The sequence below is a fragment of the Oceanibaculum sp. genome, from assembly GCF_022449305.1.
Lineage (GTDB): Bacteria > Pseudomonadota > Alphaproteobacteria > Oceanibaculales > Oceanibaculaceae > Oceanibaculum > Oceanibaculum indicum.
The window spans coordinates 1-11731 of record NZ_JAKUSO010000081.1 but is presented as its reverse complement, the minus strand read 5'-3'; the positions used below and the strand labels follow the sequence as shown (position 1 = coordinate 11731).

Here is an 11731-nt window from a genome sequence, read left to right as displayed (position 1 = left end):
TACCTTGCCCCATCATGCCCTGGCCCATCATGCCCTGGCCCATCATGCCCTGGCCCATCATGCCGGGACCTATCGGCCCATATCCCGGCATGCCATAGCCGCGGCGGTCATCGTAGCCCTGCATCATCGGACCGGGCATGGCGTACCCATTGCCCCATCCCCGCATCATCGGCATCGGCCCGGAGAAGCGATTGCCATCCGGCCCGCCGGGCGGCTGTTGCATCCAGCCTCCGGGCCAGCCACCGGGCATGCCTTGCCCCTGCATCATCCCGGGGCCTGCGCCGATACCCGGGCCCATACCCTGACCCATACCCGGGCCCATGCCGGAACCGGGCATGCGCTGACCGGGAACAGCAGAGTCCGTCTGGTTGCCCTGCCCGCTTCCCATGGTTTGCGCGAAGGCGGCCGGGGTTACGTCAGTGCCATGTATTGCCAACACAAGCGCCATCGAGGTCGCGCCAATGAGGATGGGTCGGATCAAATTCTTCATGATTTTGTTCCTTGTCCAAGGTTCGTTCATTTGCCATCGCCATGACCGCCATGGCCCCGATGCATGAAAACATGCAGGCCGATGCAGATCAGCAGAGGCAGGAAGAGAGGCAGCGCGTCGGCGACCTGGAGCCGGTATTCGACCCACAGAAAGATCGCCAGCGCCGCCAACATGAGGCAGACCGCATAGCCTGCCGGCGTATTGAGAAAGCCCGATTGTTTGGTCTTCATATGCTTGCTCGCTTGTCGATGCGGGAAACGCCGTCGCTTGAAGGCGGCGTCCTTGGCCTCGCGACAAAAGCGAGGCGCCATCAGACCAGAGCGGGCCGCCTGGGAGGGTGCTTGGCGGGAGAGAGCCCCGCACGCACGATCCGATAGGGCCTGGCGGAAAGAACGCCCGCCTTTCCGGCGTCATCGATGCCCATCGCCGCCGGCAGCACGCCAAAAACAAGGCAGAGTTGAGTGCATCCGCAGTCGAGAAGATCTGAGGTCGCAGCCCTGTCACAGGGACGGGCGACGCTCAGCACGGAAGCCGCATCCTCCGCCCCATAAGAGTGCGTGGCCTGTCGCATGCCATCGCCTGGGCCAGCATCTGCAGCGAACGCGTGCGGGGCAAACACCAGCAGCAGGCAGCACAGGGCCGCCATCCGCACGATATCTGCCAGTCCGCATTTCATACCGTCACGCCTATCCTTTTCCAGCACCGGCATCTTGCTTGCAATCCAGCGCCAGCACATTGATGCAGATCAACCGCCATCCTGGGCACAACACCCGCCTGCATGCCCCTTCGCCCGCGATTTCTGGATCGGCGGGCAAGGCGTGTCGCCATAGGAGCAGAATACGCAACAATCACTAGGCAGGGGCCGAAGCAGGCTTTTGCAGCCCCCGCACTCGTAGAAATACTGGCAAGCATTCTCCAGCATCGTCTCCACCGAGACATGCCCACATGTCGGACAGGTGATCGTCGATTGCAGCACCGTCATCATGCCTGCCTTCAATCCCGCAGCCTGACGGCGCGCAACCGCAAGGCATTACCGATGACGCTGACCGAGGACAGCGCCATGGCGGCGGCAGCGACGATCGGTGACAGCAGGATGCCCAGGAACGGATAGAGGATGCCCGCGGCGACCGGCACGCCGGCCGCATTGTAGATGAAGGCAAAGAACAGGTTTTGCCGGATGTTCCGCATCGTCGCCTCGGACAGGCGCCGTGCCCTGACAATGCCCATCAGATCGCCGCGCAGCAGGGTCACGCCAGCGCTCTCGATGGCGACATCGGTGCCGGTGCCCATGGCGATGCCGACATCCGCTGCGGCCAGCGCCGGCGCATCGTTCACGCCGTCGCCGGCCATCGCAACCACCCGTCCCTCGTCGCGCAGCTGCTTGACGATTGCCGCCTTCTGTTCGGGTAGCACCTCGGCCTCCACCCTGTCGATGCCGAGCTTCCTGGCAACCGCCTGTGCCGTGGTCTTGTTGTCGCCTGTCAGCATGACAACGGCGATGCCATCGGCGTGCAGCGCTTTTATGGCCGCCGGCGTCGACTCCTTTACCGGGTCGGCGATCGCGACGACTCCGGCAGGCTCACCGTCAACTGCCGCCAGAATCGCCGTCGCGCCGTCCTGGCGCAGCGTATCGGCGATTTCTTCCAGCGGACCGGTTTCGATATCGTGCTCGCCGAGGAACCGGGCATTGCCCACCACGAGCTTTCGTCCATCGACCGTACCCAGCACGCCCTTGCCGGTCGGCGAATCGAAGTCGCTGGTCTGCAGCAGGTCGAGCGAACGCTCCCTGGCGGCGGCCACGATGGCGGCGGCGAGAGGGTGTTCGCTGCTCTGTTCGAGGCTGGCGAGCAGGCGGAGCAGATCATCTTCCCCGAACCCGCCGAGGGTCCTGATCGCGGTGACCTTGGGCCGGCCCTCTGTAAGGGTGCCGGTCTTGTCCACGATCACGGTATCGACCTTCTCCATGCGTTCCAGCGCCTCGGCATTCTTGATCAGGACGCCCTCCTGGGCACCCCGGCCGACGCCGACCATGATCGACATCGGCGTTGCCAGCCCGAGCGCGCAGGGACAGGCAATGATCAGCACGCTCACCGCCGCGATCAGCGCATACCCAATCGCCGGCACCGGTCCCCAGAGAGACCAGGCCGCGAAAGCCAGCAGCGCAATCAGGATGACCACTGGCACAAACCAGGAGGAGACCACATCCGCCAGCCGCTGGATCGGCGCGCGCGAGCGCTGCGCCTCGGACACCATCCGCACGATCTGCGCCAGCATCGTATCACGGCCGACCTTCTCCGCCCGCATGATGAAGCTGCCCTGGCCGTTGATCGTCCCGCCAATGACCTTGTCATCCGGCTGCTTGCGGACCGGCATGGATTCGCCGGTTACCATCGATTCATCGACGCTGGAGCCGCCTTCGGTGACCATCCCATCGACTGGCACCCGGTCTCCCGGGCGGACCCTGAGCCGGTCGCCAGCCGCGACCCGATCCAGATCGACTTCCGCTTCCGTACCATCATCCGACAGCCGGCGCGCCGTCGTCGGCGACATGCCGAGCAGCGCCTTGATCGCCCCGGACGTCGTCTCCCGCGCCCGCAGTTCCAGCACCTGCCCCAACAGCACCAGAACGGTGATGACCGCCGCCGCCTCGAAATAGACGGCCACCGCCCCCTCTGCATTGCGAAACGCCTCGGGGAAGATGCCTGGCGCCAGAGTGGCGACGATGCTGTAGATCCAGGCCACGCCGGTTCCCATGGCGATCAGGGTGAACATGTTGAGCGACCGGTTCACCACCGACTGCCAGCCCCTGACGAAGAACGGCCAGCCCGCCCAGAGCACCACTGGTGTGGCCAGGACGAGCTGGACCCAGTTCGATATCTGCGCCGGAATCAGATGCGACAATCCCGTCAGATGGCCGCCCATCTCCAGCAGGAAGACGGGTGCGGCCAGCGCGAGGCCGATCCAGAATCGCCGCGACATGTCGGCGAGTTCCGGGTTCGGGCCTTCGTCAAGTGATACCTCCGCCGGCTCCAGCGCCATGCCGCAGATCGGACAGCTGCCGGGGCCGGTCTGGCGGATTTCAGGGTGCATCGGGCAAGTATAGATCGCGCCGGCATCCGTCTCTTTTTCAGCAGGCTTATCGCCAAGAAAGCTCTCCGGCGCTGCGACGAATTTTTCCTGGCATCGCGCCGAACAGAAATAGAAGGTGTTCCCCGTATGCGCGGCACGGTGCTTCGTCACATGCGGATCGACACGCATGCCGCAGACGGGATCGGTCGCGGTCAGGGCGCCATTGTCTTTAGCATGCGCATGGTCGCCGTGATCCTGATGGCCGTGATGGTCCATGTCGATTCCTCTTGGGGGAATGGCATATTGCCACGCCGCAGAGTTTCCGGGCTGCGAATGGCCGCAGTTCACCGAGCATCGCACGCGCTACTGTCAAGATAGGGCTTCCAGTGCCGGGAAGGTCAAGCCTATCTATCGGCAATTCATGAAAGTCAGGGTTGCACCTCACGGATAGTGCGCTGGAAATGGAAAGTTAGCGTCCGCGGAAGTGGTGTAATTTCATCGGCGCTGCCGATGTAATCCGGGTGGCCATCGAGGTGTATGGTCGAGGTGGAGTCTCGCGTCGGGACATAGTGGGACTCCTTCTTGCCCATTATGCCCGCCCACATACGAAATTCCTGACAGTCCCGACCGTCTGTTCGCGCAGAAATGACGAGTGGTTGATCTCCAGCCGCTACATGATGGTTGAGGCCTTCGCAGACATCAACAAAGAGGAGATTGACCCTATTCTCAGCATAACCACCAAAGCCGCCTGATCATGACCTCAGGCCATCCGTAAAATTACAACACCTTGACGGACGTGACCCCGGGAAGCGCACGAATCAGGTCTACCGGTTCAATCTCCTCTCTGTAGGCCAGCCGCCGCTGCCCGGCCTTTCCCAGCCAATATTCATAAACGAAGCGGGTCAGCTCCGGACATCCTTCAGCAGATGACATCCGTCACGGCTGCTTACAGCGGGGTTGCAGACACAGAAATGGCCGTCCGCGCAGGGCGGACGGCCATCGGCCTAGTCGGACTGTACTTTACCCGATGATCTCGAAATTGTCGGTCGTCAGGCTGCCCTCTGCCACCCCCACCAGGGTTACAGAGTCGCCGTCGGAAAAATCGATGACAGCGCCTTCCTCGGTATAGAGCACTGCATCCAGCACGGATGCGGCATCATAAAGCATATCCCCATATTCCGCCTGAAGGACCAGGCGGTCAGACATCTCGAAATCCAGAATGACGTCTTCGCCCTGCCCTTCCAGATGCAGGAAGCGGTCAGCGCCGTCGCCGCCGGTCATCGTATCGTTGCCGCGTCCGCCCACGAGGGAGTCATCGCCGATGCCGCCCTCGATGGAATCATCGCCGCTGCCACCACGCACCGTATCGTCACCATCGCCGCCGGTGAGTGTGTCATTGCCGGCCGCACCGAACAGGGTCTCGGCAGCTTCGGCACCTTCGAGAAGGTCATCGCCTTCGGTTCCGACCGAAACCTCAGGCTCGGGTGTTTCTCCGGAGTCATCCCCGTCCTCGTTGCTGAAGACGATGAAATTATCCGCCGTCAGGGAATCAGCCGCCACGCCCTCCAGGGTGATGCGGTTGCTTCCGCCAAGGTTGAGGATGGCATTGCCATCGGCATAGGTGACCAAGGCAAGAAGGTCGGCTCCAGCCGCAATCCCGGTGCCGTTAAAGTCGCTGACAACCTTGATGAAATCCGCGGAAGCGTCAAAATCGGTGATGATGTCGGCCCCGCTCTCCTCATAGAAAACGAAGGTATCGGCGCCATCACCGCCGGTCATGGTATCCTTGCCCTTGCCGCCGATGATGATGTCGTCGCCAGCGCCGCCATCGATCGAATCATGGCCCTGGCCGCCGCCAAGGGTCTCGCTGCCACCTCCACCAAAAATCGTGTCGCCCTGCTTGCCGCCCTGCACCTCATTCGCACCGGAACTGTCCGCGCGGAGATCGATGAGGTCAAACCCGATGCCAGTGGAGATCGTGTCGTTGCCTGCGGCGCCGATTACCGTGTCGAAGCCGACGCCGGTTTCGATGAGATTGTCGCCATCATCATCGAAGATCTCTTCACCCTGGCCATTTGCCTGGTTCATCATTGCCATCTTCCTAACTCCTGATTCTTGTATTCCTAGCGGGCCGCCTAACGCGTGCACCCAATGAGTAACGAGGCATGCGGAAGTTGGTTGCAGGCACTGAATCAATCAGGCGAAATGAATTTGACATCGCTTCGATCATCGCGCGGGCGCCTTGCCCGAAACGGCCACCAGCACGCTGCATGGGGCATGGGCGAGCAGCGAAGCGCCGACGGAGCCGCCCCACCACCGGGCAAGCGCGCTCTGTTCGCGGTGCCCGACGACGACCAGGTCCGCGCCGATCTCGCGGGCCATTCGGCCGATCTCCTCGGCGGGGTTGCCCGTGCAGAGACGTGTTTCGACGGAGAGGCCTACCCGCCGCAGCTCTTCCGCGCCCGCCGTCAGCACGCGGCGCACTTCCTGATATTCACGCTCTGGCAAGTCTGAGGGGGCCGCCGCCTCAGCGAGCGCGACACCCAACTCGTGTGCGACGACGGCGAGGAGATAGACACGAGCCTGGCAAAGCGAGGTCAGTTCGGCCCCCTGATCCAGCGCCTCACGACCGTGCTGGCTGCCGTCATAGGCCAGGAGGATCGTCCGATACATTGTGGTTCTCCTTCAATGAGCGCCGTGGAATGCCTTTTTCGAGCCAGGCTGCGGACAGAGCAGGTGGGAGGACTTTAATCTCTACCTCTGGACATTCAATAGGTAGCCACCTATTAGTGTAGCCAAAGGGAACCATGCAGGCAATGAGATGATTAATCCTCTCAACGATCAGGAACAATTCGGCCTTCGCCTCGGGCTGGTCGCCCGGCTGTGGCGCGCCGAGATCGACCGGCGGTTGGCCACCTTTGGCCTCACCGAGTCCCGCTGGTTGACCCTGTTACATCTCTCTCGCCTGCCCCAAGCGGCAACCCAGCGGGAGCTGGCTGAGGCGGTCGGGGTGCGGGGGCCGACCCTGGTGCGCACGCTGGACCGGCTTGAAGCCGAGAAGCTGATCGAACGCCGGATAGAAGCTTCCGACCGCCGCACCAAATCGGTCCACCTGCGCGCGGAGGCCGACCCCGTCCTGGAACGGATCGAAGAAACCGCGGCGGCGGTGCGTGCGGAAATCTTCTCCGACATCTCCAGTGACGAGGTGGCGACTTGCCTGAAGGTCTTGGAGCAGATCGCCGGCAAGCTGGGCGGCACGCCAAGGGCGATGCGGCCCGCGGACGAAGACCGATGAGGGGTAGGCCATGGACCAGCATGTGAGCCGCCTGGAACACCAGAGCCACGATCCGGAAACCGATCTGCAAACAGCCCCCGACAAGGAGACGGAGGCAGCGTCAGAGGCGGCTTCACCTCCTGCCCGCACCCGTCCATGGCGACTGTATGGGGCGATCCTGGCGGCGCTGATCGTTCTCGGGGGCGGTGGCTGGTGGCTATATCAGCAGTTCACCCACATTTTTGTGACGGATGCCCGTGTTGCTGCCGACATCGTTGCCGTGAGCAGCCGGGTTCCCGGCTGGGTCACCGCCGTAAAGGTCATTGCGGGCGATTCCGTTCGCAAAGGTGACATACTGGTCAGGATCGATAACCGGGAAAGCCGCCTGCTCGTTCAGGAACTTGATGCGCAACTTGCGGGAATCGGCCGCCGCCGAGAGGAAATCGAAGCGCGCATCGCACTCACCGACCGTCAGACGCAAAGTCGTATTACCGCCAAAAAGGCGGCAGTAAGGGCGGCCGAAGCCGCGCTGGCTGCCGTGTCGGCACAACGCGATCTTGCCAGACAGGCCAATGATCGGGCTGAGAAGCTGGCGCCGAGGGGCGCCATCACCCGCGCGCGCCTGGACCAGACGCGCGCGGCGCTGGAGACGGCAAAGCAACAGGTGTTGAGCGCCCAAGCGGACCTGGAGAACACTCGCGCTGCCGTTGCCGAGGCCGAAGCGGCACGCGAGGAACTCACAGTACTCCAACGCCAGTTGGCCGAACTCGGCCCAGAAGAACAGCGGCTGCGCGTGCAACGGGAGCGCGCAGCGCTCGATCTCGAAGACCGCACCATCGTCATGCCGTTCGATGGCGTCGTGGACCAGACCTTTGTGGACGAGGGCGAATACGTCACGCCCGGCCAGCGCCTGCTGATGGTCCATGATCCCGAGCGCGTGCGCGTCGAGGCCAACATCAAAGAGACCGGCATCCGCTTCTTCCGGCTCGGAAAGACCGTTACGATCACTGTCGATGCTTTGCCGGGGCGGCGCTTCGAGGGGAAGGTCACGCGCGTCGGTCAGGCTGCAACCAGCGAGTTCGCGCTGCTGCCCAACCCCAACCCGAGCGGTAATTTCACAAAGATCACCCAGCGCCTGCCGGTTCGCATCGCCGTCCAGCAGGACGGCGGCGCCCTCAAGCCCGGCATGATGGTGGAGTTGGAGGTCAGAGTCGGTGACTAGCGCGTCGCACCCGGACAGTATCGAGGGGCTGTTCGCCCGTTTCGGCCCGGCGTATCGCTGGCTGGTCACGGCGACGGTCATGATGGGCACGATAGCCACCATCCTGACCGCGACGATCGTCAATGTGGCCCTGCCCGACATCATGGGCGCCTTCGGCATGGGCCAGGACAAGGCGCAGCTCCTGTCCACAGGCTTCCTTGCCGCGATGACCGGAACCATGCTGCTCAACGCCTGGATGGTCGAGACGCTCGGCCAGCGCGCGACCTTCATGCTGGCGGTGATGGTCTTCATCGTCGCCTCCGTCATGGGCGGGCTGGCCCCTGCGGAAGGTGTGCTGATTCTGGCCCGCGTGCTCCAAGGCGGCGCGGCTGGCATCCTGCAACCCTTGGCCATGCAGGTGATTTTCCAGGTCTTCCCGCCGCAAAAACGCGGCTCGGCCATGGGCATCTATGGTATCGGCGTGGTGCTGGCCCCGGCGCTCGGTCCCACGCTGGGCGGAATCATGGTGGATAGCTTCAGCTGGCGCTATGTGTTCTTCATGGCCGTGCCGTTCTGCCTTGTCGGGCTGTTCCTCGCCACCCTCTTCATGCCGGGGCGGGCAACTTCGGGATCGCCGCGCAAATTCGACTGGATCGGTTTCGGGCTAATGACCGTGTTCCTCGTAACCTTGCTCAACGGCCTGTCGAATGGACAACGTGATGGATGGTTCTCCGATTCTATCCTGCGCGACTTCGCCGTCGCCTTTATCTCGGGCATCGGCTTCATCGTCTGGGAACTGCACGCGCCCGCGCCCATGCTCAATCTCAAGCTCTTCACGAACCGGGTGTATGCGGGCGCGTCTGTCGTGGCCTTCATCTTCGGGGCGGGAATCTACGGTTCGACCTTCTTGATTCCGCTGTTCGCGCAGACGATCCAGGGCTATACGCCGACCCGCTCCGGCCTGCTGCTGATGCCGGCGGGGCTGATCCTGGCGCTCGTCTTCCCGATAGCCGGGCGTCTCACCGATAAGACGCCGGCGTATGTCATGGTCATGTTTGGCCTGGCGGTCTTCGCATTGTCGTCGTTCCTGATGACCGGCGTCGATACCGATACCTCCTTCTGGCTGTTTGCCTGGTGGATCATGCTGGGCCGGATCGGGCTTGGCTTCATCATGCCGAGCTTGAACGCTGGCGCCCTCAAGGCGCTGCCAATGACGCTACTCGGTCAGGGCTCCGGCGCGATCAACTTCGTGCGCCAACTCGGCGGCGCCTTCGGCGTCAACCTGCTTTCCATCGCGCTGGAGCGGCGCTCGCAGCTTTACGTGGACAGCTTCACGACGGCGCAGCACGCGGGCAACAGCACGACGACCGGCTTGCTGCGCGATGTGACCGGCTTGCTAGCGCAGGCCGGTGTGCCGGAAGCGATTCGCCAGGCCGGAGCGATGAACTATCTTGGCCGCATGATCTACAGCCAGGGCAACATGCTGGGATATCGCGACAGCTTCTTTATTGTCGGCGTGATCTTCCTGGCCGCCCTTGTCCCAACATTGATGATGCGCCGGAGGTCCACGCCTCCGGCGCTGCAGGCAAGTGAGGCCATGCGTCACCCGCCATCGTCGCAGAACGCGATCCAGCAGGGTCGGTGACGCACGAGATTTGGCGTAGATGTTGGCAAGCCCAACATCTAGCAATGTTTTGTCAGATCTAGTTTGATGGGGTGGTTCAGAGCGGTCCGTTGGGATTGCTCCAGAAAGGGGCGGGCCATCCAATAATCACATATCCACCGACGCCAGAATTCCCTTATTGAGTACCTACCCTAAGGCAGCAACCCAGCGGCAGGGTCAACAACGACCGGATGACGAGATGCGCAAACCGATTAGAACTTGGCTTTGGCGAATCGCCCTTATCGCGCTTGCCGGTGGCGCTGCTGTCGCTGCTTGGTGGCATTTTCAACCGCAGGACTTGCCGGACGGGTTTGCCGGCGGAAACGGCCGGATCGAGGCGGTCGAGATAGATATCGCGGCCAAGACCGCAGGCCGGATCCGGGAGATCCTGGTCAACGAGGGCGACTTCGTCCGCGCCGGCCAGGTCTTGGCGAAAATGGACACGGCCGTCCTGGAGGCGCAGTTCCGGGAGGCCGAAGCGCATCTGCGGCGGGCGCTCATCGGCATCGAGACCGCGCAAAGCCGGGTGACCCAGCGTGAAGCCGAGAAGCAGGCCGCCGAGGCGCTCATAGCTCAGAGGAAGGCCGAATTCGACGCCGCGCAAAGGCGGGTCGCGCGCTCGGAGGAACTCTCCCCGAAAGGCGCCGTCCCCGTCTCGAAGCTGGACGACGACCGCGCCGCCTTTCAGGCGGCGAAGGCTGCGGTTGGCGCCACTGAGGCGCAGGCGGCGGCCGCGCAAGCCGCCATAGGGGAAGCCAAGTCGGATGTCATTGCCGCGGAGGCCTCGGTGGAAGCGGCGCGGGCCACCATCCAGCGCATCCAGGCCGATATCGACGACAGCGTGCTGAAGTCGCCGCGTGACGGCCGCGTCCAGTACCGCGTCGCCCAGCCCGGCGAGGTGCTCTCTCCCGGCGGCGTGGTGCTGAACATGGTCGATCTCACCGATGTCTACATGACCTTCTTCCTGCCGACGGAACAGGCCGGGCGGGCCGCGCTGGGAGCCGAGGCACGGCTCGTGCTCGACGCCGCCCCACAATACGTGGTCCCGGCCGCAATCTCCTTCGTCGCGGACGTCGCACAGTTCACGCCCAAGACGGTGGAAACGGAAGAAGAACGCCAGAAGCTGATGTTCCGCATCAAGGGGGTGATCGCCCCGGACCTGCTCAGAGAGCACCTCCTCCAGGTCAAGACCGGCCTGCCGGGCATGGCCTATGTGCGGCTCAACCCGCGGGTGGATTGGCCGCCTGAACTGCAGGCCAGGCTGCCGCAATGAGCCGGGATGTAAATCAACAGATCGAGGATGGCAGGGGGCGCGCCGCGCCGATTGCCCGCCTGCGGGATGTGTCCCTGCGCTACGGCAAGGTGCGTGCGCTCGACGAGGTCACCATCGACATCCCGGCGGGCTGCATGGCCGGGCTGATCGGCCCGGACGGGGTTGGCAAGTCGAGCCTGCTGGCACTGATCTCGGGCGCCCGCGCGGTCCAGACGGGGCAGGTCGAGGTGCTCGGCGGCGATATGGCCGATTCGCGCCATCGCCGCAGAGTCGGCCCGCGTATCGCCTACATGCCGCAGGGCCTGGGGCGCAACCTCTATCCGACGCTCTCGGTGTTCGAGAATCTCGACTTCTTCGGGCGTCTGTTCGGGCATGATGGCGGCGAACGGGCGCGCCGCATCGAGGCGCTGACCGAGGCCACCGGGCTCAAGCCGTTTCTCGATCGGGCGGCGGGCAAGCTATCCGGCGGGATGAAGCAGAAGCTCGGCCTCTGCTGCGCGCTGATCCACGACCCGGACCTGCTCATCCTCGACGAGCCGACCACCGGCGTCGATCCCCTCTCACGACGCCAGTTCTGGGAGTTGATCGCCGGCATCCGTCGTTCCCGGCCCGGCATGAGCGTGCTGGTGGCCACGGCCTATATGGAGGAGGCGGCGCGCTTCGACTGGCTGGCGGCAATGGACGGTGGGCGGGTGCTGGCCAGCGACACGCCCCAAGGCCTGCTGCAGAGCACGGGGGCGGATTCGCTGGAGGCAGCCTTC

General features: G+C 63.7%; 12 protein-coding genes. 5 read left to right on the top strand and 7 right to left on the bottom strand.

What is annotated here, in order from left to right:
* The 7 genes from MK313_RS16655 to MK313_RS16625 form a co-directional block, all read right to left on the bottom strand.
* The coding region (locus MK313_RS16655; protein ID WP_287783052.1) for a hypothetical protein at nt 1–490 on the bottom strand (490 nt) is incomplete at its 3' end.
* A 26-nt stretch (nt 491–516) separates the two neighbouring features.
* Entirely contained in the window at nt 517–801 is a 285-nt protein-coding gene (locus tag MK313_RS16650) for a DUF2933 domain-containing protein (RefSeq protein WP_237740178.1), read from the bottom strand.
* Nucleotides 801–1199: a hypothetical protein gene (locus MK313_RS16645; protein ID WP_008944198.1), complete on the bottom strand. Its 399-nt coding sequence runs from the start codon at nt 1197–1199 to the stop codon at nt 801–803. The genes MK313_RS16650 and MK313_RS16645 overlap by 1 nt, the downstream gene beginning before the upstream one ends.
* Nucleotides 1200–1235: 36 nt before the next feature.
* Nucleotides 1236–1475 (bottom strand): GDCCVxC domain-containing (seleno)protein, encoded by a 240-nt coding sequence (locus MK313_RS16640; RefSeq protein ID WP_083859618.1) that lies wholly within the window; start codon nt 1473–1475, stop codon nt 1236–1238.
* Nucleotides 1476–1483: 8 nt separating this feature from the next.
* On the bottom strand, nt 1484–3835 hold the full coding sequence (locus MK313_RS16635; RefSeq protein ID WP_287783049.1) for a heavy metal translocating P-type ATPase: 2352 nt from the start codon (nt 3833–3835) through the stop codon (nt 1484–1486).
* Between the two features lie 744 nt (nt 3836–4579).
* The gene (locus tag MK313_RS16630) at nt 4580–5656 is read right to left on the bottom strand and encodes a calcium-binding protein (RefSeq protein ID WP_008944201.1); all 1077 of its coding nucleotides are present in this window, start codon (nt 5654–5656) and stop codon (nt 4580–4582) included.
* Between the two features lie 129 nt (nt 5657–5785).
* On the bottom strand, nt 5786–6232 hold the full coding sequence (locus MK313_RS16625) for a universal stress protein (RefSeq protein WP_008944202.1): 447 nt from the start codon (nt 6230–6232) through the stop codon (nt 5786–5788).
* 148 nt (nt 6233–6380) lie between these two features.
* Between MK313_RS16625 and slyA the strand changes: the two genes are divergently transcribed.
* The 5 genes from slyA to MK313_RS16600 all read left to right on the top strand — a co-directional run.
* Nucleotides 6381–6854 carry a transcriptional regulator SlyA gene (gene slyA, locus MK313_RS16620; RefSeq protein ID WP_008944203.1) on the top strand — a complete coding sequence of 158 codons (474 nt, stop codon included), beginning with the start codon at nt 6381–6383 and terminating at the stop codon, nt 6852–6854.
* A gap of 10 nt (nt 6855–6864) precedes the next feature.
* Nucleotides 6865–8055 carry an HlyD family secretion protein gene (locus MK313_RS16615; RefSeq protein ID WP_287783043.1) on the top strand — a complete coding sequence of 397 codons (1191 nt, stop codon included), beginning with the start codon at nt 6865–6867 and terminating at the stop codon, nt 8053–8055.
* Nucleotides 8048–9679 (top strand): DHA2 family efflux MFS transporter permease subunit, encoded by a 1632-nt coding sequence (locus tag MK313_RS16610; RefSeq protein WP_008944205.1) that lies wholly within the window; start codon nt 8048–8050, stop codon nt 9677–9679. The genes MK313_RS16615 and MK313_RS16610 overlap by 8 nt, the downstream gene beginning before the upstream one ends.
* A gap of 217 nt (nt 9680–9896) precedes the next feature.
* Entirely contained in the window at nt 9897–10970 is a 1074-nt protein-coding gene (locus tag MK313_RS16605; RefSeq protein WP_287783039.1) for an HlyD family secretion protein, read from the top strand.
* The coding region (locus MK313_RS16600) for an ATP-binding cassette domain-containing protein (RefSeq protein ID WP_287783037.1) at nt 10967–11731 on the top strand (765 nt) is incomplete at its 3' end. The genes MK313_RS16605 and MK313_RS16600, both read left to right, overlap by 4 nt.

What these genes read in the sequence shown, in the direction of transcription:
- MK313_RS16605 (WP_287783039.1), top strand. Translation starts at nt 9,897, where the DNA reads ATGCGCAAACCGATTAGAACTTGGCTTTGGCGAATCGCCCTTATCGCG.
- MK313_RS16615 (WP_287783043.1), top strand. Translation starts at nt 6,865, where the DNA reads ATGGACCAGCATGTGAGCCGCCTGGAACACCAGAGCCACGATCCGGAA.
- slyA (WP_008944203.1), top strand. Translation starts at nt 6,381, where the DNA reads ATGATTAATCCTCTCAACGATCAGGAACAATTCGGCCTTCGCCTCGGG.
- MK313_RS16640 (WP_083859618.1), bottom strand. Translation starts at nt 1,475, where the DNA reads ATGATGACGGTGCTGCAATCGACGATCACCTGTCCGACATGTGGGCAT.
- MK313_RS16635 (WP_287783049.1), bottom strand. Translation starts at nt 3,835, where the DNA reads ATGGACCATCACGGCCATCAGGATCACGGCGACCATGCGCATGCTAAA.
- MK313_RS16645 (WP_008944198.1), bottom strand. Translation starts at nt 1,199, where the DNA reads ATGCCGGTGCTGGAAAAGGATAGGCGTGACGGTATGAAATGCGGACTG.
- MK313_RS16650 (WP_237740178.1), bottom strand. Translation starts at nt 801, where the DNA reads ATGGCGCCTCGCTTTTGTCGCGAGGCCAAGGACGCCGCCTTCAAGCGA.
- MK313_RS16625 (WP_008944202.1), bottom strand. Translation starts at nt 6,232, where the DNA reads ATGTATCGGACGATCCTCCTGGCCTATGACGGCAGCCAGCACGGTCGT.
- MK313_RS16630 (WP_008944201.1), bottom strand. Translation starts at nt 5,656, where the DNA reads ATGGCAATGATGAACCAGGCAAATGGCCAGGGTGAAGAGATCTTCGAT.